Origin of the sequence: Geobacter sp. OR-1, assembly GCF_000813145.1 — a bacterium.
Lineage (GTDB): Bacteria > Desulfobacterota > Desulfuromonadia > Geobacterales > DSM-12255 > Geoanaerobacter.
This window is the reverse complement of the sequence record NZ_BAZF01000014.1, coordinates 36,674-63,456: the sequence shown is the minus strand read 5'-3', so window position 1 is coordinate 63,456 and position 26,783 is coordinate 36,674. Positions and strand designations below refer to the sequence as shown.

General features: G+C 49.1%; 28 protein-coding genes. 13 read left to right on the top strand and 15 right to left on the bottom strand.

Annotated elements, in window-relative coordinates:
* Nucleotides 1-13: 13 nt before the first annotated feature.
* From OR1_RS14250 to OR1_RS14220, 7 genes are all read right to left on the bottom strand, one after another.
* A complete protein-coding gene (locus OR1_RS14250; protein WP_041972569.1) occupies nucleotides 14-886 on the bottom strand; it encodes a methylenetetrahydrofolate reductase in 873 nt (290 codons plus the stop codon).
* Nucleotides 887-1,534 carry a methylenetetrahydrofolate reductase C-terminal domain-containing protein gene (locus OR1_RS14245; RefSeq protein ID WP_041972568.1) on the bottom strand — a complete coding sequence of 216 codons (648 nt, stop codon included), beginning with the start codon at nucleotides 1,532-1,534 and terminating at the stop codon, nucleotides 887-889.
* Nucleotides 1,531-2,379 carry a bifunctional methylenetetrahydrofolate dehydrogenase/methenyltetrahydrofolate cyclohydrolase FolD gene (gene folD / locus OR1_RS14240; RefSeq protein ID WP_041972567.1) on the bottom strand — a complete coding sequence of 283 codons (849 nt, stop codon included), beginning with the start codon at nucleotides 2,377-2,379 and terminating at the stop codon, nucleotides 1,531-1,533. Before folD ends, OR1_RS14245 begins: the two co-directional genes overlap by 4 nt.
* Before the next feature lie 126 nt (nucleotides 2,380-2,505).
* A complete protein-coding gene (locus OR1_RS14235; RefSeq protein WP_041972566.1) occupies nucleotides 2,506-2,757 on the bottom strand; it encodes an FmdB family zinc ribbon protein in 252 nt (83 codons plus the stop codon).
* Between the two features lie 35 nt (nucleotides 2,758-2,792).
* On the bottom strand, nucleotides 2,793-3,137 hold the full coding sequence (locus OR1_RS14230; protein WP_041972565.1) for a DUF167 domain-containing protein: 345 nt from the start codon (nucleotides 3,135-3,137) through the stop codon (nucleotides 2,793-2,795).
* A complete protein-coding gene (locus tag OR1_RS14225; protein WP_041972564.1) occupies nucleotides 3,127-3,576 on the bottom strand; it encodes a DivIVA domain-containing protein in 450 nt (149 codons plus the stop codon). The genes OR1_RS14230 and OR1_RS14225 overlap by 11 nt, the downstream gene beginning before the upstream one ends.
* A 2-nt stretch (nucleotides 3,577-3,578) precedes the next feature.
* A complete protein-coding gene (locus OR1_RS14220) occupies nucleotides 3,579-3,890 on the bottom strand; it encodes a YggT family protein (RefSeq protein WP_041972563.1) in 312 nt (103 codons plus the stop codon).
* Nucleotides 3,891-3,968: 78 nt separating this feature from the next.
* On the opposite strand from OR1_RS14220, the gene OR1_RS14215 reads away from it, so the two are divergent.
* Both OR1_RS14215 and OR1_RS23320 read left to right on the top strand, forming a co-directional pair.
* Nucleotides 3,969-5,240: a tetratricopeptide repeat protein gene (locus OR1_RS14215; protein WP_237754308.1), complete on the top strand. Its 1,272-nt coding sequence runs from the start codon at nucleotides 3,969-3,971 to the stop codon at nucleotides 5,238-5,240.
* Between the two features lie 72 nt (nucleotides 5,241-5,312).
* Complete coding sequence (locus OR1_RS23320) at nucleotides 5,313-5,687, top strand: GSU3473 family protein (RefSeq protein ID WP_370543362.1); 375 nt, start codon at nucleotides 5,313-5,315, stop codon at nucleotides 5,685-5,687.
* Here the strand turns inward: OR1_RS23320 and OR1_RS14210 are convergent.
* The 3 genes from OR1_RS14210 to OR1_RS14200 are packed head-to-tail and all read right to left on the bottom strand — an operon-like array spanning nucleotide 5,596 to nucleotide 9,892.
* Complete coding sequence (locus tag OR1_RS14210) at nucleotides 5,596-6,576, bottom strand: ABC transporter permease (RefSeq protein WP_041972561.1); 981 nt, start codon at nucleotides 6,574-6,576, stop codon at nucleotides 5,596-5,598. The two genes, OR1_RS23320 and OR1_RS14210, sit on opposite strands and share 92 nt — an antisense overlap.
* The gene (locus tag OR1_RS14205; protein ID WP_041972560.1) at nucleotides 6,576-8,186 is read right to left on the bottom strand and encodes a peptide-binding protein; all 1,611 of its coding nucleotides are present in this window, start codon (nucleotides 8,184-8,186) and stop codon (nucleotides 6,576-6,578) included. Before OR1_RS14205 ends, OR1_RS14210 begins: the two co-directional genes overlap by 1 nt.
* A complete protein-coding gene (locus OR1_RS14200; protein WP_041972612.1) occupies nucleotides 8,183-9,892 on the bottom strand; it encodes a tetratricopeptide repeat protein in 1,710 nt (569 codons plus the stop codon). The genes OR1_RS14205 and OR1_RS14200 overlap by 4 nt, the downstream gene beginning before the upstream one ends.
* A 250-nt stretch (nucleotides 9,893-10,142) precedes the next feature.
* On the opposite strand from OR1_RS14200, the gene OR1_RS14195 reads away from it, so the two are divergent.
* The 5 genes from OR1_RS14195 to OR1_RS14175 all read left to right on the top strand — a co-directional run bounded on the left by OR1_RS14195 (nucleotide 10,143) and on the right by OR1_RS14175 (nucleotide 16,080).
* Nucleotides 10,143-11,702: an AAA family ATPase gene (locus OR1_RS14195; RefSeq protein WP_041972559.1), complete on the top strand. Its 1,560-nt coding sequence runs from the start codon at nucleotides 10,143-10,145 to the stop codon at nucleotides 11,700-11,702.
* Nucleotides 11,702-11,947 (top strand): hypothetical protein, encoded by a 246-nt coding sequence (locus OR1_RS14190; RefSeq protein WP_041972611.1) that lies wholly within the window; start codon nucleotides 11,702-11,704, stop codon nucleotides 11,945-11,947. Before OR1_RS14195 ends, OR1_RS14190 begins: the two co-directional genes overlap by 1 nt.
* A gap of 8 nt (nucleotides 11,948-11,955) precedes the next feature.
* Nucleotides 11,956-15,198, top strand: coding sequence for a SpoIIE family protein phosphatase (locus OR1_RS14185; RefSeq protein ID WP_041972558.1), 3,243 nt, complete (start codon nucleotides 11,956-11,958; stop codon nucleotides 15,196-15,198).
* A gap of 104 nt (nucleotides 15,199-15,302) precedes the next feature.
* The gene (locus tag OR1_RS14180; RefSeq protein WP_041972557.1) at nucleotides 15,303-15,638 is read left to right on the top strand and encodes an STAS domain-containing protein; all 336 of its coding nucleotides are present in this window, start codon (nucleotides 15,303-15,305) and stop codon (nucleotides 15,636-15,638) included.
* A 13-nt stretch (nucleotides 15,639-15,651) separates the two neighbouring features.
* Nucleotides 15,652-16,080 (top strand): ATP-binding protein, encoded by a 429-nt coding sequence (locus OR1_RS14175; protein ID WP_041972556.1) that lies wholly within the window; start codon nucleotides 15,652-15,654, stop codon nucleotides 16,078-16,080.
* 8 nt (nucleotides 16,081-16,088) lie between these two features.
* Here OR1_RS14175 and lgt read toward each other — a convergent pair whose 3' ends face one another.
* The 4 genes from lgt to nadB are packed head-to-tail and all read right to left on the bottom strand — an operon-like array spanning nucleotide 16,089 to nucleotide 19,041.
* The gene (gene lgt / locus OR1_RS14170; protein ID WP_041972555.1) at nucleotides 16,089-16,892 is read right to left on the bottom strand and encodes a prolipoprotein diacylglyceryl transferase; all 804 of its coding nucleotides are present in this window, start codon (nucleotides 16,890-16,892) and stop codon (nucleotides 16,089-16,091) included.
* Entirely contained in the window at nucleotides 16,889-17,104 is a 216-nt protein-coding gene (locus tag OR1_RS14165) for a hypothetical protein (RefSeq protein ID WP_041972554.1), read from the bottom strand. The genes lgt and OR1_RS14165 overlap by 4 nt, the downstream gene beginning before the upstream one ends.
* The gene (locus OR1_RS14160; RefSeq protein ID WP_041972553.1) at nucleotides 17,098-17,385 is read right to left on the bottom strand and encodes a chorismate mutase; all 288 of its coding nucleotides are present in this window, start codon (nucleotides 17,383-17,385) and stop codon (nucleotides 17,098-17,100) included. Before OR1_RS14160 ends, OR1_RS14165 begins: the two co-directional genes overlap by 7 nt.
* Before the next feature lie 60 nt (nucleotides 17,386-17,445).
* On the bottom strand, nucleotides 17,446-19,041 hold the full coding sequence (nadB, locus tag OR1_RS14155) for an L-aspartate oxidase (RefSeq protein WP_041972552.1): 1,596 nt from the start codon (nucleotides 19,039-19,041) through the stop codon (nucleotides 17,446-17,448).
* Nucleotides 19,042-19,232: 191 nt separating this feature from the next.
* Between nadB and OR1_RS14150 the strand changes: the two genes are divergently transcribed.
* From OR1_RS14150 to OR1_RS14130, 6 genes are all read left to right on the top strand, one after another.
* The gene (locus OR1_RS14150) at nucleotides 19,233-19,826 is read left to right on the top strand and encodes a transglycosylase SLT domain-containing protein (RefSeq protein WP_041972551.1); all 594 of its coding nucleotides are present in this window, start codon (nucleotides 19,233-19,235) and stop codon (nucleotides 19,824-19,826) included.
* 7 nt (nucleotides 19,827-19,833) lie between these two features.
* Complete coding sequence (pgsA, locus tag OR1_RS14145) at nucleotides 19,834-20,424, top strand: CDP-diacylglycerol--glycerol-3-phosphate 3-phosphatidyltransferase (protein WP_041972550.1); 591 nt, start codon at nucleotides 19,834-19,836, stop codon at nucleotides 20,422-20,424.
* 134 nt (nucleotides 20,425-20,558) lie between these two features.
* Nucleotides 20,559-22,535: an AMP-binding protein gene (locus OR1_RS14140; protein ID WP_237754307.1), complete on the top strand. Its 1,977-nt coding sequence runs from the start codon at nucleotides 20,559-20,561 to the stop codon at nucleotides 22,533-22,535.
* A 46-nt stretch (nucleotides 22,536-22,581) separates the two neighbouring features.
* On the top strand, nucleotides 22,582-22,932 hold the full coding sequence (locus OR1_RS22835; RefSeq protein ID WP_237754306.1) for a lysophospholipid acyltransferase family protein: 351 nt from the start codon (nucleotides 22,582-22,584) through the stop codon (nucleotides 22,930-22,932).
* A 109-nt stretch (nucleotides 22,933-23,041) separates the two neighbouring features.
* The gene (locus OR1_RS14135) at nucleotides 23,042-24,331 is read left to right on the top strand and encodes a homocysteine synthase (RefSeq protein ID WP_041972549.1); all 1,290 of its coding nucleotides are present in this window, start codon (nucleotides 23,042-23,044) and stop codon (nucleotides 24,329-24,331) included.
* A gap of 206 nt (nucleotides 24,332-24,537) precedes the next feature.
* Nucleotides 24,538-25,608, top strand: a complete 1,071-nt coding sequence (locus OR1_RS14130) for a hypothetical protein (RefSeq protein ID WP_237754305.1) — start codon at nucleotides 24,538-24,540, stop codon at nucleotides 25,606-25,608.
* A gap of 337 nt (nucleotides 25,609-25,945) precedes the next feature.
* Here the strand turns inward: OR1_RS14130 and OR1_RS22830 are convergent, their stop codons facing one another.
* Nucleotides 25,946-26,656 (bottom strand): PEP-CTERM sorting domain-containing protein, encoded by a 711-nt coding sequence (locus OR1_RS22830; RefSeq protein WP_041972547.1) that lies wholly within the window; start codon nucleotides 26,654-26,656, stop codon nucleotides 25,946-25,948.
* Nucleotides 26,657-26,783 lie beyond the last annotated feature (127 nt).

Here is a 26,783-nt window from a genome sequence, read left to right as displayed (position 1 = left end):
CGGCATCCGGAGTCTAGCGCTTCAGAGTTTCAACTATGTTTGGAATCAGTTCTTCGCGCCCCATGGCCATGATGTGTATGCCGTCGCAAAGAGGTGCCGCTTCTACTGCCAGGCGACAGGCAATCTCCAGCCCTTTCATTGCAGGGTCAGGAGCACCTGCAAGCTGGTCGATTATAATATCCGGTATCGTGAGCCCCGGAATGTGCTTGTTGATGTATCGAGCCATTCCGGCAGATTTGAGTAACAGGATACCGGCAATTGTCTTGACCTGCAAATGCCGGGTTGCTTTTTTGAATCGCTCCAGCTTCTTGAGATCGAAGATGGCCTGGGTCTGGAAGAATCTGGCACCTGCCGCCACCTTCTTCTCCAGCTTGATAAGTGAAAGTTCAAAGGGTTCTGCATCCGGTGCAGCAGCAGCTCCGCAAAAAAAAGTGGTGCTGCCGCTCAACTGATGGCCGTTCATATCCTTGCCGTTGTTGAGCCCATCAATTGTCCGCAGAAGCTGGACCGAGTCGAGATCGAAAACCGGTTTCCCTTGGGGATGATCGCCGAAACTGATGTAGTCCCCGGTGAGCGCCAGAATGTTGGTAACACCAAGGGCAGCGGCGCCGAGCAGGTCGCTCTGGAGGGCAAGCCGGTTCCGGTCCCTGCAGGTGAGCTGGAAAATCGGCTCGATGCCATCCCTGATCAGCAGGGCGGAAGCGGCCAGGGAGGAGATCCGCATGTTCGCCCCCTGGTTGTCCGTGATGTTTATTGCATCTACCTGATCAGAGAGAGCGCGCGAAACATTCAAGAATTGTGCGCAGTCGCTTCCTTTTGGCGGGCATACCTCTGCGGTGATGACGAAACTGTCGGCGGCGAGTTTAGCCTGAAGAGGTGACGGCATCTATTTCTCCAGCTTCAACCGGCCCGGACGCTTGCGGGAGGAGTTGTCTTTGGGAGGGATGGTTGTTTTGATGCGATCGACATCGCCGCGATCGGAAAGCCGGTCAAATATCAACTTCCAGGCGCATTCGGCTTCGGGATCGATTTCGCACAAGCCGTTTACCATTCCGCCGCAGGGGCCGTTCAAAAGCCCCTTCGGGCAAATAGTCACCGGACAGATACCGCCGGTTCTAGAAAGCAGGCATTCGCCGCACAGGGAGCATTTCTGCTCGAATTGGCCGAGCCTTCTAACATTTCCGAGGAATTTGGTGTCCAGCCCGGCAATGGTTCTTTTCGATGTGGTAGAAGAAACAGACTGCACTCCGGCGCCACAGGCAAGCACCAGGATCGCCTCAGCCTCGTCCAACATTTCCTTACGGGAGCGTAAATCTCTGGCTGTCCGGAGCATGTGGCAGACTTCGTCGATGACGATCGAGCCGGTAACCTCCAGACCGAGTGCCAATAGATTCTCCTGCATCTGCCAGACCTCTTCTTCGCCACCTGCTTTGCAGACAGTTGCGCATTTGGCGCACCCTACCAGAAACAGTCGAGACATTCCACTTAGTTCAGAAAGTATCTCATCCAGCGGTTTCTGCTGGCTTACGATCACCGGCAGGTTCTCCTTGCTGATTCAACGGTATTCTGCAGCAGCATGGTTATGGTCATAGGGCCGACACCGCCTGGTACAGGGGTGATAGCCGATGCGCGCTCAGAGGCTCGGGCAAATTCCACGTCACCAACCAATTTCTTTTCTCCAACACGATTGACGCCGACATCAATTACAACGGCGCCCTGTTTGATCCAGTCCCCTTTTATCATTTCTGGCACGCCAACCGCAGCAATCACGACATCGGCGTTTCCTATCTTTGCCGCCAGGTCCTTGGTTCTGGAATGGCAGATGGTAACAGTTGCATGCTGCGCCAGGCACATCAGGGCAACAGGTTTTCCAACAATATTCGATCGCCCGACAACCACCACTTCCTTGCCATTAAGATCGATGCCGGTCTCCTTGAGCATGACCATAACACCATAAGGTGTACAAGGTTGAAAGACAGGTTTTCCCACCACCAGCCTGCCGACATTGTAGGGATGAAATCCGTCAACATCTTTGTGCGGAGATATCGCTTCCAGGACTCTTTCCGTGTTTATCTGCTTGGGGAGGGGGAGTTGCACCAGGATGCCGTGGATTCTGAGATCGCAGTTCAGTTTGTCTATCAGGTCAAGGAGTTCTGTTTCCGTGGTGTCTGCTGGGAGTTTATGCTCGTCAGAAAATATTCCCACGTCCTGACACGCTTTTTCCTTCATGCTGACGTACACCTTGCTTGCCGGATCCTCTCCAACCAGCACCACTGCAAGACCGGGGATAACCCCCTTGTTCTTGAGTTCAGCAACCTCAGTAGAGATTTCACCACGGATTTTAGCGGCTATCGCCTTGCCGTCAATAAGGTTTGCCATCTTTCTCAGCTCCTTGGAAAATTTTGTGCATAATAAGGCAGTCTATGGTTTCTTGTAAAGGTTTACAATCTATTGCATAAAAAAACCTCCGAGAGGGAGGTTTTTTTCAATTATTGAATCTGGAGATTATGCCGCGGCAGCCGATGGGCAGCCGGCACAACTGCCGCCGGAAGGGCAGGTCGGGGCTTCGTTTTTAGAGCCAGTGCTGTAACCCTCTGAATACCACCCGCCACCTTTGAGAGAGAAGGCAGCGGAGGAGATAAGCTTCTTGACTTCACCGCCGCAACTGGGGCATGTCTTAGCCGGCTCATCGGAAAACTTCTGGCGAAGCTCAAAGTTATGGTGGCATGCGTTACATTCATATTCGTATATCGGCATTATTCATGGTCCTCCTTTGAAACGTTTATCTTTGATTAATATAGTGATTTGGATACGGTTTTGTCAAGGCTGTTCATTAAAATTAAAGCAACGGTTTCTGCATCAGTGCCACGAACAAGCAGGCGCTTTTGTCGGGATTTTGCCCCGGAAATTACAGATACCTTTGATTTGGCGATGCCGAGCGTCTTGGCAATGAATTCTTCCAGTTGACGATTTGCGGCATCATCAACCGGTGGCGACGTGAGTCGAATTTTGAGCCCATCCCCTTGGATGCCGCTTATTTCCATTCTGCTTGCGCGTGGTTGAACATGTACTAAAAATGTCGCTCCTTCGCCGGTGGAAGTGACATTCAATGGAGGTTTTGCTAAATCATTCGACATTGGTGTTGAGGAGTTTAAGATGGTTTTCAAGAATGGATTTGAATGATGTTTCAAACTGGAGTTTTTCGCGACGAAGATCCTGAATTTGGGTGTTTAGTTGCAAAAGTCGGTTTTCGGCGTCGGCAAGAATTCGTTCAGCTTTGATTTCAGCCTCAGATATAAGAAGAGTCGCTTCCTTCTGGGCATTTGCTTTCATCTCTTCAGTTATTTTTTGTGCGGCAAGCATTGTCTCACGTAGGTTGGTTTCCCGCTGGCGCAGATCGTCCATTTCGAAAGTCGATTTGCGGCATTGTTCTTTTAATTCAGAATTTTCCCGGATCAGCCTCTCCATCTCTTGAGATACCTGTTGCAGAAATGAATCGACGTCGTCAGGATCAAGCCCACCTATCATCTTTCCTTTAAACTGTTGCTGTTGAATGTCCAACGGCGATATCTGCATGTTCAGACCCCCATACCGAATTTCATTCGGTCGGCAAGTTCAAAAAGAGATGCGATAATGAATTTCTGGATAAAAAATATCGCCAGCAGGATCATCAGTGGTGACAGATCAAGACCGCCGGTGTTGGGAAGCACTCTGCGAACCCTCTGAAGCAAAGGTTCTGTTGCTCGATAAAGAAAATTTACTATTGGGTTGTACGGATCAGGATTTACCCAGGAAAGGATGGCCCGAGCAATCAGTACATACATGTAAATCGTTAGGATGGTGTCGGCGATACTGGCGACTGCCTTAAGGAAATTAGCAATGATAAACATATATGTCCCGTATCCGGAAGGTCAAACAGCTTGCACCCTTATACCGAAATACCCTGAATCTGTCAAGGTTGTCAGGGAATGGTATCCTTTATATTTATTTGGAAACATTGCATAAATCAAATTCCTGTTGTTGCTGAAATTCAGTCAGGTTATTATTGCGAGAATTTGCAAAAAAGGGAGTATTCAATGTTCTATAAATCTGGGTTAATTGGCATTGTCATAACTTTGGTCGCGCAGACCGTTTTTGCGGATTTTAACTCCGCTCAAAAGGCATATAACGAAGGGGATTATGCAACCGCAATAAGAGAATTCCGGACCGACGGTAGCGCCAGATCTCTGTTCCAGGTTGGGCAGATGTATTCAAATGGCAAAGGCGTCAGGCAGGATCGCAGAGAGGCGGTAAAATGGTATCGAAAGTCTGCTGAACTCGGGTATGCGAGGGCACAAACGACACTCGGTCTTTTTTACTCCATTGGTGAAGAGGTCAAACAGGATAAGAAAGAGGCGGCAAAATGGTATAAGAAAGCAGCTGATCAAGGGCTAGCGGATGCTCAGTTTACTCTGGCCCAGATGTATGAGCGCGGTGATGGGGTAAAACAAGACAAAACTGAGGCGGTCCGCTGGTATCAGAAAGCTGCGGATCAGGGGCATGCCAATGCCCAGCTTAATTTAAGCCTGAAATATGACTCCGGAGAAGGGGTAGATCAGAACAAGGAGAAAGCGGCGTATTGGTACCACAAAGCTGCCGAGCAAGGTCTTGCTAGAGCTCAATACCAGCTTGGCGTCCTCTATGACAAGGGTGATGGAATTGCTCAAGACAAAAAGGAGGCGTTCAAGTGGTATCGCAAAGCGGCAGACCAAGGTTATGCCAGAGCCCAGTATAACTTAGGTCTGCTTTATGATCGTGGCGACGGGATTTCACATGATCCGAAAGAGGCGTTCAAGTGGTATCGCAAGGCTGCTGAGCGCGGGGTAGCGGATGCTCAGTATGCTGTCGGGCTCATATTAATAAAGGGAACACTAGTCCCGCAGGACAGAAAATCAGCTCTCAAATGGTATCGAAAGGCGGCTGAACAAGGTTTTGACGAAGCTCAATTTGCCTTAGGACTGATGTATGACAAAGGAGACGGGGTAAAACAAGACCGCAAAGAGGCTTTCAAGTGGTATAAAAAAGCAGCAGAGCAAGGGCTTGATATTGCGCAGTTTCATCTAGGACTGATGTACTACAACGGTTTGGGAGTAAAGCAAAACAAAATAGAAGCGCTCTCATGGTTTCAAAAAGCGGCTGAACAGGGGCTTGACCAGGCACAAAAGACGCTTGAATTCGTAGGGACTAGAAGATCCCATTAATGTAAAACAATATTGACATATACCCTTTCCCCCATATACTTTTATCAGAAAATATTGCCTAGGAGATTCGCCGTGTATATACAGGTTCGTGACAACCTAGGTGGTGAGAGATTCATTGAAGAGGAGCATCTTGAGTCGAGTATAGCGTCCGGGGAAATTGTTGCGTTTCGTCGCAGCGATGGTTGGATCACTGTTCCGGCCGCCTCGTTTCGTGGCAAACCACTCTATCAGGAAAATTCCTACGCAGGACAGGAACGTCGCAGGTCTATGTTGTCAAAGAAAAAGTGCCTAGCAAGGATGAGGGTACAAAACACTAATTCCATGTTTTACTGTGTTAGTAAGATTCATTTAACTGCTAGTTCTTTCCTGTCCTTATTCTCGGGTCTGCAAACGCATATGCGATATCGGCCAGCAGGTTTCCCACCAGTGTCAACCCAGCCCCAATGACGAGAATTCCCATCACAAGAGGATAGTCACGCGCCATGACCCCCATGTAGAAAAGCTGTCCCATCCCTGGAATTGCATAGATGGTTTCAAATATGACGCTTCCGCCGATAAGGCCCGGAAGAGAGAAACCAAGAAGGGTTATGACCGGCAGCAGCGCATTTCTGAGCCCGTGACGAAGGATAACGGTTCGCTCGTTAAGTCCTTTTGCCCTCGCAGTAGTGATGTAGTCCTGCCCGATAACTTCCAGCATTGTTGAACGCATGAAACGGGAAAGGCCTGCAAGGCTTCCAAATGACGCAATGGCAAGCGGTAGAACCAAATGCTTCATCATGTCCCAGAATCTCTGTAAAGCGCCCCATTGTTCACTCCCCAGGCTATGTAACCCTGAAATCGGAAGCCAGTTAAGTTTGACACCGAATAGATACATGAGCAGCAACGCCAGCCAAAATGTCGGCACTGCAAATCCAAGAAAAACAAAAATGGTAATCCCTTTATCCAGCAGGGAATCCCGATTTACAGCAGCCATAATTCCGATCGGAATAGCTAGGCCGAATTCAATGATCAGTGCAACTAGATTCAGAGAAATTGTAATCGGCAGTCTTTCCTTGATTTTGTCAATAACCGGCCGGTTATCCGGAGCAAATGATCTGCCGAAGTCCATATGCGCAAGCCTGCCGAGCCAGTTTGCGTACTGAATATGTAGAGGCTTGTCCAGGCCGTAGAATTCACGCATCCGTTCTCTTGCTTTTGCCGAAACTTTCGGATTCATTGCCATCTGCATCTCCACCGGCTCTCCGGGTGCCAGATGAATGACAACAAATGTGATCAGGGTGATCCCAAGCATCAGGGGCAAAAGCATGAGGATGCGTTTGCATAGATAGTGAACCATTAGTGAGCTTGCTCCACTTTAGGTACATACCACTTGATCAGATTGTACGAAATGCCGGCCGGCGCCGGCTCTATCCCTTTGAACCTCGAGCTCACTACAGGAAGGGCATCGGGGACGTATAGGAATGAGTATGGCTGGTCTTCCACAAGGATCTCCTGTATCCTGTAGTAGCATTGTTTGCGCTTTTCCTGATCAAAGGTGCTTCTGCCCTGCTCGATTAGCCGGTCTACCTCCTGGTTTTTATATCCGACGAAGTTCAACTCCTTTGGGCCGGTCTTGCTTGAGTGCCAAACGTCAAAAAGGTCGGGGTCCGGAGTAATTGTCCAGCCCATGACCAATGCTTCAAAATTCCCCTTGTCTATGAACTGGGAAAGCAGCGAAGCCCACTCTACCACTCTGATTTTAACTTCGATCCCGATCCGTTTTAGCCGTTGCTGTATGATTTGGGCAGTCTTGAGCCTGACATCATTCCCCTGGTTGGTAAGTATCGTGAATTGAAACGGTTTTCCGTTCTTAATAAGCTTCCCATCGCTGTTCATCTGCCAGCCTGCTTCTGCAAGAAGCTTGATCGAGAGGCTCGGATCGTAAGGGATATCCTTTTGTCCGGGGTTGTCGGCCCATGTGCCTGGTTTGAACGGGCCATGGGCCGTTTGTCCCATACCGAGGAGCGCGCCGTGAATGATCTCGTCCTTGTTTATGGCCGCGGTTATTGCTTGCCTGATCCTTTTGTCCGAAAAAAGTGGGTGCCTCAGGTTGAAACCGAGATAGACATAAGACGAGGAGGGGTACCGGTACTTGGAAAAGCGGACGAGGAAGTCCTTTGAGTTTGTCTGCCTTTGGTACTGCACCGGAGTGAGCCCCATCATGTCGATGCCTCCGGCTTTCAGCTCCATATACATAGTTGAATTGTCCGGAATGATCCGGTAGGTGTAATGATCTATATATGGACGGCCCTCAAAGTAGTCCCGGTTGGCATCGAGGACAACGCGTTGTCCCGCAATCCATTCCTTGAAACGGAACGGGCCGGTGCCGACCGGTTTACGGGATAGTGGGCTCTTTGTAATATCTTTTCCCTCTAGGAGGTGGGAAGGCAGAATATTCATCCCCCAGGATGCCAGGGCGGGAGCAAACGGCTTGTCGTACGTTACTCTGAAAGTATAGGGATCAGGGGCTGAGGCGCTCTTTACCTGTTTGAAGTCCTCTGCGTAAGCAGTGGGCGTTTTGGGGTCAATGGTAACTCGGTAGGTGTACATGACGTCGCGGGAGCTGAATTCGACTCCGTCATGCCATTTAATCCCTTTCCGCAGATGAAAGGTGATAGTGAGACCGTCTTTGGAAATCTGCCATGATTCTGCCAAATCCCCAACAAGCTGGAGGTTTTTGTCGTATTTTAATAAGCCATTATATATTAGACCTGCGACATCATGAGATGCTGAATCAGATGCAAGAATGGGAATCAGGTTGGAAGGTTCGCCTATTGTGCCAACAATCAGGTTGTCTCCGTAAGCAGGGGGACCAGAGTTGCTTGTTGCACGCGGATGATCGGATTCTGCTACGCATCCAAGTAAAGAAGCGATCGTCAGCAGGCATAAAGCCCACCAGCGGTTCATTTCTCGCCGGTCTCCATTTTGATCTTCCGGATCTTCTCCGCAGCATAGTGGTTTTCAGAATCTAGTTTCAGAACCCTGCGGAAAAGTTCCAGCGCGTGCTTATAGTCGCGCTTTGCCGCATAAGCATCGGCAAGGTGGCTCATGATGGTGGCGTCATCGTCAACAATCTCATAGGCTTTTTCCAGGTAAATAATGGCATCGTCATATTTTTTCAGCTTGAAGTAAATCCAGCCGAGACTGTCCATAATGAAGCCGTCGTCGGGACGTATCGAGTTGGCTTTCTTTAAAAGTTGCAACCCCTCTTCCAGGGATTCACCCATTTCTGCATATGTATAACCGAGATAGTTGAGTGCCTGAGGATCATCCGGGGTCAGAGCAAGGACTCGTTTCATCCGGGCGATTGATTCATGCTTTTCCCCCTGCTTGTCAAAAAGGACTCCCAGGCGGAACTGGAGTGCCGGATCGTCGGGAAACTTGGCTTCTATGCCGGTAAGGATTGCCAAGCCATCTTTGAACCTGTTCTGCGACTCATAAATTCCAGAAAGAAACAGGTATGGTTCAAGACGTTCCGGCCTGCGGCTGATGATCTCTTTCAGGTATGAAATTGCGAACTCTACATCACCTTTGTCGCGGTACAGGAAAGCAATATGTCCAACTGCTTCAAAGTAGTTGAAGGCTGTTGGAGGGATTTTCGAGTATTCGGCAATTGCCTGGTCACGGTTTCCCTTCTCTTCGTAAGCGTTGCCGATATAATAACGGATCTGGTGCGCCTCTGGTTCCTGCTTGAGGATTGTTTCAAAAATGCTGATTGCTTCGTCGTATCGTTCGAGTTCGAGATTTATAAGGCCGATTTTTCTCTTTGTCTCCAGCCCCATTAGATTGTTTTCGTCAAACTTTTTTAGCAGTGTCAAGGCATCTTCGAGCCTTCGCTGCTGAATAAGCAGTTGAATCAGATGCTGGGAAATAGATGAATTCTTGGGGTTCTCTTCAAGGAGTTCCCGATATGCCGCAATTGCTTCGCCTGTAAGTCCTTGAGATTCGAGGGAGACGGCAAGATCGATCCTTGCCTGGTCAAAATCCGGCTTGAGTTCGATCGCCTTCCGATAATACTGGGGCGATTCGCGATGGAGTTTCATCTGATCGTAAGCCTTGCCAAGGTAGTAATATCCGAAGGCATTGTCGGGAGCGACGGCGATGAGCTTCTTTAGGATGTTTACAGCTTCTTCATATTCGAATGATTTTACGTATGAAACTGCAAGATGCAGGTATAGCTCTTCTTTCTTGTCGTTAATTTCAATAGCCTGTTTGAACTGTTCAGCCGCCTCTTTATCCCGTTTCATGGCGGCGAGGATATTGCCTGCCAACTGGTGTGCTTGGAAATTTTTCGGATCAATACCAATGGCGTTTTCGCATTCTTCGAGTGCTGCCGGGAGGTTGTTCATTTTAAGGTATACACCGGCCATTGAGGTATGAATGTACACTCCCTGAGGATCACTCTCTGCCGCAGCCCTGAGCAGTGCGAGAGCGCCTTCATAGTCACCTTCAATGGTACTTATCCGGGCTTGCGAGAAAAGATACATTGCCCGAGAATCGGCTATGTAGGCATGGTTACGTGGAGTATTGGCTATGGGAACCGGCTTTGTTGTGGCGCAGGCGGGTAAAATGGCGCTCACGACAAGGATGGCAAGAATTCTGGTTGGTATCATCTGGTAACCTGAAAAAATATTGTCCGGGAACCCAAATCCGTATGACTTGAGATCCGATGAGCCGTTACGTTTTATATGGAAATAAATTAGACGAGAAGGGGAACTGGGCGAAAAATCATCCCTTTTCATAAAAGAAAAAAATAGCATAATTATATAGGGGCGTCAAATCAAATAACTCCGCGTCAAGCTTGCCTTTATGGAGCCGTATGCTAAAGTTCCAGCAGTCAATTTTAATTATTGCGGAGAGGGAATGGACCACATTCTTCTTCAATCGCTGTTGCGGCCAGAAGCCTTTGATGACTTCACGCAGAAAGTTGCTTTAAGGCAGACTCATATCTCCTATCTCTTCTTTACGGATTGTCATGTCTATAAGATCAAAAAGCCGGTTGATTTCGGATTCCTTAATTTTACTTCGGTTGACCGCAGGCGGTTTTATTGCGAGGAAGAGGTCAGATTGAATCGGCGGTTGTCGCCGGATGTGTATCTTGGCGTTGTGGAAGTCAGGCAAAACATCGAAGGCGCCACGTTTTCCGGAGACGGTCAGATTATAGACTATGCAGTAAAAATGCGCAGACTCCCTGAGGAGAGAATGCTCGATTGCCTGGTGGAAACAGGTGAAGTAACAGAGACGGATCTCCTCCATATTGCGTCCAAGGTGGCGCAATTTCATTTATCCACAGAAAGGAACGCGGAAATAAGCAGGTTTGGAGCGACCGATTCCATTACGCGGACCTGGGATGAAAATTTCAATCTAGCGGCGCAATTTATCGGAGAAACAGTTTCCGGTGAAGATATCGCCATATTGAAAGAATGGGTAAAGCGATTCCTGACCGTGAATCCTCAACTATTTGCCGATCGCATTGACGGGGGATTCATTCGTGATTGCGACGGCGACCTGCATCTCGGCAACATATGCGTTGGGGAAGACGTCTGGATCTTTGATTGCATCGAGTTCAACACCAGTTTTCGATATATCGATACCGCTTCGGATATTGCATTCTTGCTGATGGACCTGGATTTCCATTTCCGTTCCGATCTTGGCCGAATATTTCTAGATGAGTATTGCCGACAGACGAGCGATTTTGCTTGCCTGCCGATCGTGGAATTTTACAAGGTTTACAGGGCGTTTGTCCGGGGGAAAGTTGCAGGCCTTGCGATGAGAGATGCCGCAATTTCACAGCACGAAAGGGAAACTGCGCGGGAGTCTTCGATCGCCTATTTCCGGCTGGCAAGGGGATACGTTCTCCGTAGCGCTTTACCGCTGACGCTGATCATGGTTGGTGGCATGATAGGAAGCGGCAAAAGTACCTTGGCTCGCAATCTCGGACGGGAGCTCGGTGTGGAAGTTCTCTCGACCGATCGTTTGCGGAAGGAACTCTTTAACCCCATGAATATCAGAGATCAGGAATTTGCCCAGGGTATTTATTCCCAAGAGGTGGATGTGGCAACATATGGGGAGATGTTGCATCGCGCTCTCGGATATTTGCAAAGCGGGAAAAGCGTCATTGTGGATGCGACATTTCGCCGGGTTTCCGACCGGGAAGAGTTTCGGCAGGGAGCTGCAGCTGCAGGGGCAGCTCTCTGTCTGATATTTACCGATGCCTCCGAAGAGATGATTCTCACGCGACTTTCAGCCCGAGAGGAGCACCCCGACAGGTTTTCCGACGGGCGCACGGGGATCTACGCGCAAATTCGAGCAGGTTTTGAGTGGCCTGATCAGCTCACTGAGCCTTATCTGGCAGTAAAAACTTCCGGGACGATATGGGAGGGGGTTGATGCAGTGCTCGCCCGGCTCGGGGTAATTCCATGATGTGGCCCAAGGTCAAGAAAAGTATACTTCTCCGCCTTCGACTCCGGGAGTCGTGGGTAATATTCTTTATTCTGGGGATAATAATGATGAACTATCCGTTTATCAGCATTTTCGATAAACCGATCAAATTCTCAGGATATCCGTTGCTTTATCTGTATCTGATGATTGGATGGGTGATTTCCATTGTGGTTATCGTCTTATTCACCAAGGCAATAGATCACCGTGACGACCAGGAAAAAGAGTAAGTTCTGAAATGCTCAGCATTGAACTTATCATAGGTGTGATCTTCCTTTACATTCTTCTGCTGTTTATGGTCGCATATTATGCCGACGGCAGAAGAGAGCTGGGGAGGAGTATAATATCCAATCCTTTCATCTATTCCCTCTCCATTGCAATCTACGCGACTTCATGGACATTTTACGGCAGCGTCGGCAAAGCAGCCACAACTGGTCTGGATTTTCTCCTTATCTACCTTGGGCCATCACTCGCCGCTTTTTCCTGGTGGTTTGTCTTAAGAAAAATCGTCAGGATAACCAAAGAAAACAACATCACTTCCATAGCCGATTTTATAAGCTCGCGTTACGGCAAGTCTCAGTGGCTTGGAGCGCTGGTGACACTGATTGCCCTGCTGGGGATAATTCCTTACATTGCTCTGCAACTCAAGGCAGTTTCGACTACGTTCAGCATCCTTGCTACTTACATTCATCAACAGGCGCCGGCTCTTCACAGGACCATTCCGGGGCAGCAGCATTCGGGGATTATTGCCGCCCTTGTTCTCGGGTTGTTCGGGGTCATCTTCGGAGCCAGACATCTGGTCTCGTCCGAGCGGCATGAGGGGCTCGTGGCGGCAATTGCCGTTGAGTCAATGGTTAAGCTTTTATCTTTCCTGGCAGTTGGATTGTTTGTCTGCTACTCGATGTACGATGGTGTCGCTGACATATTTTCGGCAATGACCGCCCGCGATCCAAAGTTTTTCGACCAGTTGACCACCTTCGGTTCATCAAAGGAAAATTCGTCACTTACATGGTTTACGATGCTGTATCTTTCCATGGGGGCGGTAATGTTTCTCCCCCGCCAGTTTCATGTCATGGTTATAGAGAACTCATCAGAAGAGCATATCAAAAAAGCGATGTGGCTTTTTCCTGCATACATGTTTGTGATTAATCTGTTTGTGCTGCCGATGGCATTTGCCGGGATTCTTGCTACCGGTGGGAGTCAGGGAGCAGATTTCTTTGTGTTGACTCTTCCTCTTAACGCCGGTCATAACTGGCTCGCACTTGTTGCCTTCCTGGGAGGATTCTCGGCTGCTGCAGGGATGGTAATGTTGGAATCAGTGGCCATTTCGACCATGCTCCTGAACCACCTGGTAATGCCAATTATAGTACGGCTTGAACCTCGCAACTGGTTCCCCTTTCTGTTGATCAACCTGAAACGGTGCGGCATTTTTCTGGTGGTTCTGCTTGGTTATGCGTATCAGCAAATTCTTGGTGAGACATACATGCTGGTCAATATGGGGCTGATCTCTTTTGCTGCCGCGGCGCAGTTTGGGCCAGCCCTGATCGGCGGGTTGTACTGGCACCGCGCTAACAAGGCCGGCGCCATCAGCGGTATTCTGCTCGGATTCGTGACATGGTTTTATACCCTGCTTCTGCCGTCACTGATCAAATCCGGATGGTTGCATACCGATATCCTTGAGCGCGGGCCATACGGTATATCACTGCTCAAACCGACAGAACTGTTCGGGCTCACAGGTATCGACATCTGGTCTCACTGCATATTCTGGAGCATCCTTTTCAATCTGGGCGGTTATCTTGTCTGCTCGATACTTCTTGGGCAGGGTGAGACCGAACGCGAGCAGGTTGGTAAGTTTGTAGATGTGTTCGAACTGGATATTGATCGTGGCCTACCGGAGACCAAACGCCTTTCAAAACCGATCACAATAGTTGAGTTTGTTTCCCTGCTCTCAAAATTCATTGGTCAGGAACAGGCACATTTAGCAATAAGTGAGTACATGGGTGACCGTGAAATAGACGAAAAAGGGATGGTGTCGGAGTTTGAACTCCCCAATCTGAAGCGATTCATTGAGCTCACTCTTGCGGGTTCAGTAGGTGCGGCAGCGGCAGGCGCTATTGTTGAAAGCTATCTATCCGACATCGGCTCCAGAATGGAATCAGTCTATGATGCGTTCAGCACGGTGCGGAGTTCGCTGGAAGAAAGTCGTGAGGCACTTTATGTAAGGCTGAAAGCCTCAGAGATCATGAATCGTACCTTGGATCTTGACATAATAATGGATGATTTGCTTGAGCTTCTTCAGCAGGAATTCAAATTTGAACTTGTGATCATTCGATTGACCAATCAGGACGGAGTCCTCACCGTTCACTGTTTCCGCGGATTTGCCGGGAACTCTATTGTCGAAAGGGACTGGCTCCCTGAGATTGACACCTATATCGGCGAAGCGTTTCTCAGTAACAAGCCGCAATTTGTCAACGATACGCGGAATATTACCAAGCCGAAATCGCGCGAGATAATGGAGAAAGAACGAATCCGCTCATTTGCCCATATACCTATTGCGACCGAAGGCGATAAGCCGTTGGGTATGCTTTCCGTTTTTTCCCAGTCGATTGTAGGCATGTTCACCCAACCGTTCCTGAGACTGCTCGGCAGTCTTGCCGGCCAGTTGGCACAAGCGGTTAAGATTGAGCGGGAACGGGAAGCAAAGGACCGTGAACGAAAGGAAAAAGAGCAGGCGATTCTTGAGAATGCCAGGGTTACCAGGGATATGGAGCTTGCCAGGCAGATACAGGTTTCGCTCCTACCTTCCAGCCCTCCTGACTTTGCCGGTTTCCGTCTGGCAAGCAGATGTATGCCTGCCGCACATGTGGGTGGGGACTATTTCGATTATTTTCAAAGGGGAACCTCGTTACTGGATCTTGTCATTGCCGATGTTTCCGGGCACAGTGTCGGTGCAGCGCTTATTATGGTTGAGACCAGGAGTGTGCTTCGCGCGCAGGCACATAGGGCGGAAGGGGCAAGCGGCATACTTACGGCCCTGAACAAGCTACTCTATGACGATCTTACCAGAGCGGAACTTTTCATCTCAATGTTTTATGCAACTATTGACAGCGCACAAAAATCCCTGACTTATGCCAGTGCCGGGCATAATCAGCCACTTCTCGTGCACTCAAGTTCCGGTATGTGTGAAGAGCTTGATGCTGAGGGGATGATTCTAGGCGTTCGCCCTGAAATGGCATTTGAAGAAAAGACGATTTCGCTCATCAGTGGAGACGTGATTGTTCTTTACACGGACGGTGTCACTGAGGTCTCAAGAGGTGACGGCGAACTGTTTGGGATTGAGCGGCTTGCAACCCTTGTTTCCTCATTGAGGAGCCAAGGGCCTGAAGAAATTCTTGACGGCATTCTGCAGGCGGCGCGAAATTTCGGTGAGGAGAATGCGTTCGTCGACGATGTTTCAGTGATAGTCATGAAGGTTGAATGACTGCCTTGCTTACCGGAAAATAGTCCCAGAGTATTGTGCTTGTGACTATCTTTGATAATATTTGAGATAATTGAAAACATATTAACCAATTACGGGAGTGCCACATGAATATGTTAAGTGAGAAGAAGAAGGACGTTACTATCCTCTATGTCAGGGAAGAACGGCTTGATGCCCATAATTCCGGAGATCTTAAGACAGAATTGGCGTCACTTTTTGAAGGAAAGGAAAAAAGCATCCTTGTGGATCTGAAAGATGTCAGATTCATAGACAGTTCCGGTCTCGGGGCGCTTGTCTCCGGCTTTAAAAATGCTATCTCTCACCAGGGTAACTTGAAGCTTTCCGGACTTCAGCCGCAGGTCAAGTCAATGTTCGAGTTGACCAGACTCCACCGAGTTTTCGAGATATTCACCTCTTCTGAAGAGGCCTTGGAAACCTTCTGAAAAAGAGGATGAAATGGAAGAGAAAAAAATCCAGGTTGATATAAAGGTTCCCAACCAGACACGCTATCTCAGTCTGATTGGGAAGATCGGCGAAGATATCGCCAATGAACTGTACCGATACAGTGGAGACAGGGAGACGCTTGCCTATCACATCAATCTGGTGCTTACCGAAGCAATGGCCAACGCCATTAGGCACGCCAATGCAAGTGACCCTGACAAAATAGTCAGGGTTGTGATCTTTTTTGAGGCGGACGAACTGGTCATCCAGGTGCACGACAGTGGGCAGGGATTCGATATAAACAACATACCAACTCCCAATGCCGAGAATATTCTTGAAGATCGGGGAAGAGGGATCTCGCTGATCCGATCATTAATGGACTCGGTTTGCTATCGGACTATGAAAGGCGGCAATATTCTTGAGATGACGAAAAAACTTCAGTGAATCAAGGCCTACGTCGATGTAGCCCCCTTCAATGACGGCGGCGTTTTTCTGTTGAGATGGATAAACATAGCGGTTCCGGCAATGAACATGGGCAGGCTTAACATCTGGCCCATCGAGAAAATTCCGGCAATGTATCCTATCTGCTGGTCAGGTTCCCGATAAAATTCAACTATTGTGCGAAACATACCGTAACAGGCAATAAATCCGCATAATACCGAGCCAGCAGGTCGTTTTCCCCGCCAAATAAGCCAGATCAGCAAAAATGTCGCTGGCCCTTCAAGGAAAGATTCGTACAGTTGTGACGGATGCCTGGGCAGATTTCCACCCCCGGGGAAAACAATCCCCCAATGCATGTCTGTAACCCTGCCGTACAGTTCACCGTTTATGAAGTTACCGATCCTGCCGAACATCAGGCCTATTGGTGCCGTAAGGAAACCAATATCAGCAATTTCCAGGAAATTCAGCTTGCGCTTGCGACAAAATAGGATGCCGCTGATCACAGCACCGGCAAAACCGCCATGAAACGACATCCCGCCTTCCCATACAGCGAGCAGTTTCAAGGGATTGGCGAGGTAGTAGCCTAGATTGTAGAAAAGGATATAGCCCAATCTGCCGCCAACGATTATTCCGACTGCAACGGCAAAAACGAGATCAGTTACTCCGTCTTTTGAGAGAGATATATTCCTATTTTTTACGGCGTATCCGATGATGAAATAGGCAGCTGTGAATGCAAGGATATACATAAGCCCGTACCATCGCATCTCCAGCGGACCAATGCGGAGGAATACCGGATCGATGGCAGGAAAGGTCATTCCTTGGGATCTTTCTTTATTCTCACCACCTGGCTGACGCCCGGCATGCTTTCGATCTGCTGCTCATCCAGTGATTCCGTGTCACCAATGACGCCAATTATCGTTCTGTTTGCCCCGGTTGACTGGTGGATGTCAAACCCTTTATTAATCAGATATTCTTTTATTTCGTCGAGCGATTCTTCTGATGCATTTATTTTAGTTATTATCAGCATTCTTCATTTCCTTCCGATTGAGACATGATCCTTTCGAGTCTTCGCGATTCGTCGACAACTCTCTCAAACAACCTGACTATGGCGCCATCGTCGAGAGGCCCCGGATTTTCTCCTTTCATGCGGATAAAAATCCGTTTTTCCCTTGCCGGGTCGTAAACCGGGAGTCCGAGATCCTTCTTAATATGACCGATCTGGAGCGCAAGGCGGGCGCGTTCATTGAAAATTCTGAGCAGAACGTCATCCATCAAATCAATACGTTTTCTTATTTCGTCAATGCTCATGATAATCCCGTAATCGTTTTAGTTCTCCCCAGAAATTAGGGGCGGTATCCTGCTTGGGGATCAAAACTGTTTCCTGACAAATGAGTCTTTCTTCCAGTGGATATCGTCACGCTCCGGATAGTCTATGGTGCAGTGAAGTCCACGAGATTCTTTTCTTTGCTGCGCGCAGAGGATGATAAGCTCCGCTACCGTCGCAATATTTCTGAGTTCGATCAGATCCGAGGTTATCTTGAAGTCCCAGTAGTAATCGTCAATCTCCTCTTGAATAAGCCTGATCCTGTTGAGGGCGCGTTCCAGCCGTTTATTGGAGCGGACAATCCCGACAAAATTCCACATGCTGCGCCGGATTTCGTCCCAGTTCTGTGAAACAACGACCATTTCGTCACTGTCGGTGGCAGTACCGCTATCCCACTCTGGTACATCAAGATCAGAGTGACAGATATCTGGGAGTACGGAGCTTGCGTGTTGGTAAGCCCTGCCGGCAAATACCGCTGCCTCCAGCAACGAGTTGCTGGCAAGGCGGTTGGCGCCGTGAAGTCCTGTAAATGCTACTTCGCCAATGGCATACAGATGTTTTATGTCACTTTCTGCATCGCCATTTACTGCTATGCCGCCGCAAAGGTAATGGGCTGCAGGCACCACCGGCAACGGCGACGTGGTCATATCAAGTCCATACTCAAGGCAGGTCTGGTAAATATTGGGGAAACGCGTCCTGACATATTCCGGGTCCTTATGGGTAATATCAAGGTAAACGCAGTCGTCGCCGTTTATTTTCATCTCATTGTCGATCGCACGGGCCACAATATCCCTGGGCGCCAAATCTTTCAGATGATGATATTTCTCCATAAATGCGGTTCCGTCACGTCTGCGGAGAATGGCCCCTTCACCGCGAACAGCCTCAGAGATCAGGAAGGACTTGGCATGTGGATGGAAAAGGGTTGTGGGGTGGAACTGCATGAATTCCATGTTGGCGATGGTGGCGCCTGCTCGGTAGGCCATGGCCACGCCATCTCCTGTTGCAACGTCCGGGTTGCATGTATAGAGGTATACCTTGCCGGCACCACCAGATGCCAGTAAAGTGATCTTTGCCGAAAAGGTTTTCACCACACCTGATTCTGTGTCTAGAACGTAAGCACCAAGACAGCGGTTGGGTTTGATTCTTTTATGTGTAATCTTGGATTCGGTAATCAGGTCTACCGCAATATGGTTTTCAAGAATTTTTATGTTCGGATTCTTGCGGGCAGCATCGACCAATGCCCGCTCAATTTCCCGTCCGGTTACGTCCTCGGCGTGAAGTATCCGGCGTTGGCTGTGTCCTCCCTCCCGAGTCAGATCATATGAGTCACCACTGGTTGTAAAGTGAACCCCCCATTCTATGAGTTCGCGAATCACCCGGGGGCCTTCTTCAACTACGAGCTTAACCGTATCTTCATGGCAGATTCCGGCACCTGCGACTAGCGTGTCATCAATGTGGGCCGAAAAGGTATCATCCTGGGAGAATACTGTGGCTATTCCTCCCTGGGCATAGTTTGTCGCTGACTCTGTCACTTCCCGTTTTGTGACTATAACTACGCTGCCGTGCCCGGCAGCCTTAAGAGCAAATGAGAGGCCGGCTATTCCACTGCCGATTACCAGGAAATCACTTTGAAGTTTCATGTTTTCTCCCGTACTGCCGATTAGATACTGTAGAACACCGGGACCGATTATTGACCTCTGTTTCTCTGTTGTCAAGGGGTTGTGGCTTTTTTCCCCGATAAGATGCAAATAATCCCTTGTAAACCGGTGTATCGGAGACTAAAATCGACAAACCGGGTGATTCCTGGCGGCGCTTGAGCAGGAGAACCAGTATGAAATATGCTATTGCACAATCGCTTGCAGTATTATTGTTCCTTATGTGCGGAGTACCTGCAGATGCTGATATCTACAGATATGAGGATAATGAAGGAGTCGTGCATTTTACGGATTCTCCCACGGATAACCGGTTCAAGATATTCATGCGCGATATTAAAAAGGATCTCCGGCTCCGCACGTCGTTCAGGCTGTCCGGGAATCCCGCCGAATATGAATCTTTGATTAATAGATATGCTCAGGAGTACAGGGTTGACCGGGCTCTCGTGAAAGCGGTAATACATGCCGAGTCCGGATACAATCCCAATGCGGTTTCCCGAAAAGGGGCCAGAGGGTTGATGCAGCTCATGCCCAAAACTGCAGAGCACCTGAAGGTTGCCGACACCTTTGACCCTGCCCAGAACATTCGGGGCGGGGTCAAATATCTCCGGTTTCTGCTCGACACCTGCAAAGGTGACGAAACACTTGCCCTGGCCGCATATAATGCCGGACTATCCAAGGTTGCCCAGCACAATGGCATTCCTCCGTATGCGGAAACGCGCAATTACGTTGAAAAAGTCCTGAGTTACAAAAATAACTATAGAGGGAATTAATCGTCTGATGAGCATAAAGGCCAACCCGATTTGGAACATACCTAATATTCTTACCCTTCTCAGGATAGCGGCCATTCCGTTGCTGGTAATGCTTCTTCTGACACCATCGAAGACAGCGGGCTTTTGGGCTGCGGCATTATTTTCCGCCGCCTCGGTTACTGACTGGCTCGATGGCTACCTGGCCCGACGAATGGGTATTGTAACGGTTTTTGGGAAATTCCTCGATCCGATCGCCGACAAATTGATTGTCATGGCAGCTCTAATCATGATTCTCCCTTTCGGCAGAGTCCCGGCATGGATGGTGCTGGTAATCCTGGGGCGTGAGATTATCATCACCGGTCTCAGAGGGATCGCATCTACTGAAGGAATAGTTATCCAGGCGAGTGACCTGGGCAAATACAAGACCATCTTCCAGATAGTCGCAATTATCGGCCTTCTTCTCCACTATGACTACCACCCTTACTTTTCCATCGACTCTCCGCTTCTCACCGTGAACATGCACAATGTTGGGATGTTCTATCTCTGGATCGCAACCATTCTTACTGCTTGGTCCGGCGTGGATTATCTCGCCAAGTTCATGAAAGTGATAGCCAAGTAATACTGACTATTGCGCTTACCGGCTAACGCTTTACACTTGGTTCCATGAAAACCCTCATTGACCTTTTTACTTCGTTTCCGGCTAGGAGAACGTGCCCGGCGTTTATTTTCAGAACCGGAGTTCGCCGGCGGGTCATGAGTTACGCCGATCTGCATGGCTATGCACTCAAGATGGCCGGCTGGCTTGCCAAGCGGGGTGTTGAGCCAGGAGACCGCCTGCTCTTATGGGCGCCGAACTCTCCATGGTGGGGAGTTGCTTTCTGGGGTGGCCTACTGCGCGGGGCGGTGATTGTTCCGGTAGATTTTATGGCTGGCCATGACCGTGCACGTACTATTGCGCAGCACACACTGGCCAGCCTGGTGATCCAGAGCAGGGGGAAATTGGAGCAGGTTGAAGGCGTTCCCACGGTATTCATAGAAGATCTCCCATTCCTCACTGCCGAACAGCCGGCATTGGAACGTATTCATACTCCTATCCCATCCGAGACCGCCGAATTGATCTATACCTCCGGGACTACCGGTGCGCCTAAGGGGGTGATACTTACTCACGGCAACCTGATGGCGAACCTTACTCAGGTGAATCTCCATGTCCCGGTGGTCTCTGCAGAGTTCCGTTTCCTTTCCTGTCTTCCTCTGTCGCACATGTTTGAACAGATGGGAGGATTTTTCACCCCCCTTGCCAACGGCTCCTCTATTGTCTATCTTCGCACCCTGAAACCGTCCGCATTAATGGAGGCATTTGCATACGAGGACATCTGTGCAGTCATTGTTGTCCCGAGGTTATTGCAGTTATTGCGAAACTCAATAGAGCGCGAACTGGCCGCCAAACGCCTTGATCGTGCTTTTAAAATGGCGGGCTACCTGCCGACTCAGCTCCAATCTTTTCTCAAGGCTCCGGTCAGAAGGAAGTTCGGGAAAAATTTCCAGCTGTTTGTATCCGGTGGCGCGGCACTTTCGCCAAATCTATTCCGCTTTTGGGCCGATCTCGGTTTCCGTGTGGTGGAAGGATATGGGCTCTCCGAGTGTTCCCCGGTATTAGCCGCCAATACCTTCGAACGCCAGGTGCCAGGATCGGTAGGGATTCCGTTGCCAGGGGTCGAAATCCGGTTTGATGACGGTGAACTCCTGGCCAGAGGAGAAAATATCTCCCCTGGCTATTATCAGAACGATGAGGCCACGAGACAGGCGTTCATGGCAGACGGCTGGTTTCGTACCGGTGACCTTGGAGAGCTTGATTCAGGAGGGTTTATACATCTTAAGGGGAGACTCAAAGAGCTGATAGTCACCGGTGCGGGTATCAATGTTTATCCGGATGAGATCGAAGAGTTGCTCAACGGCTTGCCTGGTGTCAGGGAGGCATGCGTAATCGGATTGGACAAGGGTGATGGCGAAGAAGTTCACGCCGTACTCATTGCCGACGGCAGCGGTCGGCCACCCGTAGAGGTCATTCAGGAAGCCAACTCCAGACTTGACGAACTCCAGCGGATCACCGGATTTTCTCTATGGCCGGAGCCGGATTTCCCCAAGACCACGACTATGAAGGTACAGAAGTTCCTGGTGAAAAAGGTTTTAGCAGAGGGGCGGGGAGGGGAGCTGTCTGCTTCTGCAGACCGGTTGACCTGTCTGTTGATAAATATTACCGGCTGCAATGCTGAGGCGGTTACCGAGGATGCCTTTCTGGTAGCCAATCTCGGCATGACCTCTATAGGGCGGCTCGAACTGGTGAATGCCATTGAACAGGAATTTCGCCTCGATCTGGATGATGCCCTCATCGGAGTTCAAACGAGAGTATGTGACTTAAGGTCCCTGATCTCTCGCCGGGAAAGATCCTCATCTTTATACCAGTTCCGCTACTGGGCCAACAGCGTTCCGGCGCGAATAGTCCGTCGCATTTGCGACCGTCTGATTCATTTCCCATTGCTCAACACCTTTGTAACCCTTGAAACCAGCGGTGTCGAACTGCTTTCGTCAGTGACATCTCCGGTGCTATTTGTCGCCAATCATATGAGTTATCTGGACCAGCCGGTAATCATGAGAACATTGCCGGCCGAATGGCGATACAACACGGCAACTGCTGTCTGGGCAGAAGTTTTTTTTCAAGAATTTTCGTAACCTGTTTCAACAGGGATGGAAGCGTTTTACTTACGACTACGGTACCTTGGCTCTTAATCTGTTTCCGCTCCCCCAGTCTCAAGGGTTTCGCAGCTCCCTTGTCTATATGGGACAACTGGTGGATCGCGGGGTAAATATCTTGGTGTTTCCCGAAGGCGAACGGTCGATTACCGGCGAACTGCTTCCGTTCCGGCAGGGTTTGGGGATAATGGCTAAGGAGCTTGATGTTCCTGTGGTGCCGATAAAGATCAGTGGTTTGGAAAAGGTCTTTCCCAGGGGGGCATCGTGGCCGAAACAGGGAATTGTGAGAGTCGAGATCGGGCAACCGCTGCGGTTCGGTATGGAAAGCGCTGCCGAGATTGTCGAAATCACAAGAAAGTCAATCGAAGCGTTATGAAATACTGTACTATTGAATAGTCACCCAATTCATATTTAATGAAATTGACAATCCGCTAAAAACATTATAGAAATACACAGATACCATACCAGGTAAATAGGAGAAAGAAATGAGCGAAGATACTAATTATCAGCCTGAAACCCTTGCATTGCATGCCGGCCAGGTTCCGGACCCAACCACGAACAGTCGCGCCGTCCCGATTTATCAGACTACTTCCTATGTTTTCAACGATGCCGATCATGCCGCACGTCTGTTTGGCCTCCAGGAGTTCGGCAATATCTACACCCGGCTCATGAACCCTACCACCGATGTGCTTGAGAAGCGCGTTGCGGCACTGGAGGGTGGCGTGGCTGCCCTTGCCGTGGCATCCGGGCAGTCGGCCATAACTCTAGCAGTTCTTACCCTGGCTCATGCCGGAGACGAGATAGTATCTGCTACAAGCCTGTACGGTGGCACCTACAACCTGTTTCACTATACTTTTCCGACGCTGGGGGTGACTGTAAAGTTTGTCGATCCGGCAGACCCCGAGAATTTTCGGAAGGCTATTACTTCAAAGACCAAGCTTCTTTATGCAGAAACTCTCGGTAACCCTAAGCTTGACACTCTGGATATAGAGGCGGTTGCAAACATTGCCCATGAGCAAGGCCTACCGCTGATAATCGACAACACGACCCCGTCACCCTATCTGGTGCAGCCTTTGAAGCATGGAGCCGATATCGTAGTCCACTCTGCCACGAAATTCATCGGCGGCCATGGCACCTCCATCGGTGGAGTGATCGTCGATGGCGGCAGCTTCAATTGGGGTAACGGCAAGTTTCCCCAGATTGCGGAGCCGGATCCGTCTTATCATGGGATAAACTTTTGGGAGGCCCTTGGAAACATTGCCTACATCATCAAGGTGCGTGTCCAGCTTCTTCGCGATCTCGGCCCGGCCCTTTCTCCGTTCAATTCATTCTTGTTCCTCCAAGGGCTTGAGACGTTGCATCTCAGGATGGAGCGCCACAGCACCAATGCCCTCAAGGTTGCAGAATTCCTGAAGTCGCATCCAAAGGTCGGGTGGGTCAATTACCCGGGTTTGCCGGATCATCCGTCATATGCAGTTGCGAAAAAATATCACGGTAAAGAGCTGTTCGGGGCGATGGTAGGCTTCGGCATCAAGGGGGGCGGGATTGAGGAGGGCAAGCTATTCATCAACAGCCTCAAGCTCTTTTCGTTACTGGCAAACATCGGTGATTCCAAGTCACTTGTAATCCATCCGGCATCCACGACTCATCAACAGCTTTCTCCTGAGGAGCAGCTTATGACCGGGGTAACACCGGATTTTATCCGCTTGTCTGTCGGCACAGAAAACGTGAATGATATTATTAATGACCTGGATCAGGCCTTGGCAAAGGTGTAATGGCTGTTGTTAGAAACAACCGGTCCGCTTGACTTCAGTCGTGTTTTATCATATTCTGCTCACGCGGTTAGAGTGATTGATGTATCAGAACATTCGATCGGTTCCCGCTCAATAAGCAAGGACTTAGGCTACTCCTAAGTCCTTGACCCTTTTCTGGTCTCTTTCGAAAATATACTTAACAACTAAATTGTCAGTTGATGGAGCTTATGAAAAACATAATCGTTTTAGTGTTGTTGTCGTGTGTGGTCGTAGGTTGTAATAAAGGTGATAGTGCCGAGAAAGCAGGTTCCAAAACCACGGATAAGGGGTACTCTTCACGAAGCACCGCATTTGTATCGCAATCTGCTGCCAAGATGTCTCCAGCGACATTTGCCCCGACAACAACGGCTTCTGTAGTTACTTCCACACCCAAGATAAAGTATAACGCCGGTGAAGACCCGGAATATGCAAAAAAATGCGGTTGGCCGGTGAATTGCCCCGAGCCTCTTCCGGGTTCTATCCTTCCCAAGAAACGGATTGTGGCATATTACGGCAATCCGCTATCGAAACGGATGGGGGCACTTGGCGAGTATCCGAAGGATGAGATGATTCGTCGGTTGAAATCCGAAGTAGCCAGATGGGAGAAGGTGGATCCATCGATGCCGGTGCAGCCCGCACTGCACCTGATTGCAGTAGTGGCTCAGGGTGAGCCTGGTAAAGCCGGGAAATACCGGATGGTCATGCCGGACAAGATAATCGAGGATGTCTACAGTTGGGCCAAACAGGCCGGGGCAATTATGTTCATCGACATTCAAACCGGTCATGACGACATTAGGACAATCTTGCCGCGCTTTGAGTGGATTCTGAAAAATCCGGATGTCCATCTCGGTATCGACCCGGAGTTTAATCTGATTGCGAGCAGAAAAAAGCCCGGCACTAAGATCGGTACCTATGATGCCGCGGATATTAACTACGCTTCAGGCTTTCTGCGCGACCTAGTGAAGAAGTATAATATCCCTCCCAAGGTCTTTACGGTCCACCGGTTTACTCGCAACGGGGTGACAAACTCACGAAGAATTATCTTGCGCCCGGAAGTCCAGATGGTCATGCATATGGACGGCTGGGGTGCGCCCTGGCTCAAGCGCGATTCATACAAGGACTACATTGTCAGTGAACCGGTACAATACACAGGGTTCAAGCTCTTTTACCACAATGACACCAAAAAAGGCGACCCGCTGATGACCCCCCAGGATCTGCTGAAACTTAACCCGAAACCGGTTTACATTCAGTATCAGTAGGTTTTAACTCTCCGTTCAAATTTAATGGGCCGCCTTGAGCGGTCCTTCTTATATTCTTCATCATGACCATATCAAGGCTACCGATTGATACAGAGTTAATGATGACTTCTGATAGCCTCCATCGCATTGCCAACTTATATCTATCACTTGTTTACTGAGCACAGGCTCGCAATCTTTGGAATACTGATTAAGGAATTGCTATTGATAGCGTATGGATCGAGAATATTGTCTTCTCTATTGGGAATCGGTAGCAACAGTGTGCTGACGCAATATGTTTCATACAAAAAAGGCCACCCGGATGGGCGGCCTTTTTTGTTCTGTCGAATTTCTTTACAGCTTATTTCTTGGCTCTACGACGGCCATAGATGCCGAGGCCAAGGAGGCCGGCGCCAAGGAGAGCAATGGTACCAGGCTCGGGAACCGGGGTGTTGGTAAGGTCGCCACTGAGCAGTGCTGCACTCCTAAAACCATCAGCGAGATTTACGTCATTTGCATTAAAACTTAGGTTCAAACTCCCAAGGTAAGGCATAGCCTCCTCTGTGTTGGGGAGAAATTCAGGTAAATTATAAAGATCAAGTAAAGCAGGATTCTTGTAATCATTAAATGCAGCGCCGGCTATTCGCGCAACCCCAAATGTTGTGATGACCTGAGCATTTCCAAAATTCCCTGAAAGTATAATGCCGGTTATATCACCATCGTCAACAATATTGTTACCGTTAACATCAACTGTACCAGAAAGAGTGATGGTACTGTTAGGTCCACCCCCAAAATTTGCGGTTGTATTAGAACCACTTACGAAATTACCGCTCGTAAAATCCAATACTGCACCAAGTAGACTATATCTAGGCCCTATTTGATTTGCATTTTCATCTAAAAGAACAACATCATTTACATCAATGTTGCTACCAACAAGTGGAGCTATTCCACCGGCATAACTGATAGAACCAGAAGTAGGTGCGATCAGACCAAAATCAAGTATTGGAGCAGCTATTGCGGCAGTAGACCCCATCATCATCAAACCAGCCAGTAATGCAATCATCTTTTTCATTGTTTTATCCTCCTGTTTTTTGATGCGATCCGAGAACCGCTTGAATTCGTGTTTGATGACTAAATAGCAATTAAGGTGCCAAGTGGATAACAGCTTGAAAATGCACTGGTAAATTATGAGACGTGTG

Coding starts and splice junctions, on each gene's coding strand:
- OR1_RS14205 (WP_041972560.1), bottom strand. CDS start 8,186: ATGAACCGCTGGTGGGCTTTATGCCTGCTGACGATCGCTTCTTTACTT.
- OR1_RS14215 (WP_237754308.1), top strand. CDS start 3,969: ATGGTATCCTTTATATTTATTTGGAAACATTGCATAAATCAAATTCCT.
- OR1_RS14210 (WP_041972561.1), bottom strand. CDS start 6,576: ATGGTTCACTATCTATGCAAACGCATCCTCATGCTTTTGCCCCTGATG.
- OR1_RS22830 (WP_041972547.1), bottom strand. CDS start 26,656: ATGAAAAAGATGATTGCATTACTGGCTGGTTTGATGATGATGGGGTCT.
- OR1_RS14225 (WP_041972564.1), bottom strand. CDS start 3,576: ATGCAGATATCGCCGTTGGACATTCAACAGCAACAGTTTAAAGGAAAG.
- OR1_RS14195 (WP_041972559.1), top strand. CDS start 10,143: ATGGACCACATTCTTCTTCAATCGCTGTTGCGGCCAGAAGCCTTTGAT.
- OR1_RS14175 (WP_041972556.1), top strand. CDS start 15,652: ATGGAAGAGAAAAAAATCCAGGTTGATATAAAGGTTCCCAACCAGACA.
- OR1_RS14220 (WP_041972563.1), bottom strand. CDS start 3,890: ATGTTTATCATTGCTAATTTCCTTAAGGCAGTCGCCAGTATCGCCGAC.
- OR1_RS14165 (WP_041972554.1), bottom strand. CDS start 17,104: ATGCTGATAATAACTAAAATAAATGCATCAGAAGAATCGCTCGACGAA.
- nadB (WP_041972552.1), bottom strand. CDS start 19,041: ATGAAACTTCAAAGTGATTTCCTGGTAATCGGCAGTGGAATAGCCGGC.
- OR1_RS14200 (WP_041972612.1), bottom strand. CDS start 9,892: ATGATACCAACCAGAATTCTTGCCATCCTTGTCGTGAGCGCCATTTTA.
- OR1_RS14230 (WP_041972565.1), bottom strand. CDS start 3,137: ATGTCGAATGATTTAGCAAAACCTCCATTGAATGTCACTTCCACCGGC.
- pgsA (WP_041972550.1), top strand. CDS start 19,834: ATGAGCATAAAGGCCAACCCGATTTGGAACATACCTAATATTCTTACC.
- OR1_RS14135 (WP_041972549.1), top strand. CDS start 23,042: ATGAGCGAAGATACTAATTATCAGCCTGAAACCCTTGCATTGCATGCC.
- OR1_RS14250 (WP_041972569.1), bottom strand. CDS start 886: ATGCCGTCACCTCTTCAGGCTAAACTCGCCGCCGACAGTTTCGTCATC.
- OR1_RS14235 (WP_041972566.1), bottom strand. CDS start 2,757: ATGCCGATATACGAATATGAATGTAACGCATGCCACCATAACTTTGAG.
- folD (WP_041972567.1), bottom strand. CDS start 2,379: ATGGCAAACCTTATTGACGGCAAGGCGATAGCCGCTAAAATCCGTGGT.
- OR1_RS14150 (WP_041972551.1), top strand. CDS start 19,233: ATGAAATATGCTATTGCACAATCGCTTGCAGTATTATTGTTCCTTATG.
- OR1_RS14180 (WP_041972557.1), top strand. CDS start 15,303: ATGAATATGTTAAGTGAGAAGAAGAAGGACGTTACTATCCTCTATGTC.
- OR1_RS14140 (WP_237754307.1), top strand. CDS start 20,559: ATGAGTTACGCCGATCTGCATGGCTATGCACTCAAGATGGCCGGCTGG.
- lgt (WP_041972555.1), bottom strand. CDS start 16,892: ATGACCTTTCCTGCCATCGATCCGGTATTCCTCCGCATTGGTCCGCTG.
- OR1_RS14130 (WP_237754305.1), top strand. CDS start 24,538: ATGAAAAACATAATCGTTTTAGTGTTGTTGTCGTGTGTGGTCGTAGGT.
- OR1_RS14160 (WP_041972553.1), bottom strand. CDS start 17,385: ATGAGCATTGACGAAATAAGAAAACGTATTGATTTGATGGATGACGTT.
- OR1_RS14190 (WP_041972611.1), top strand. CDS start 11,702: ATGTGGCCCAAGGTCAAGAAAAGTATACTTCTCCGCCTTCGACTCCGG.
- OR1_RS14185 (WP_041972558.1), top strand. CDS start 11,956: ATGCTCAGCATTGAACTTATCATAGGTGTGATCTTCCTTTACATTCTT.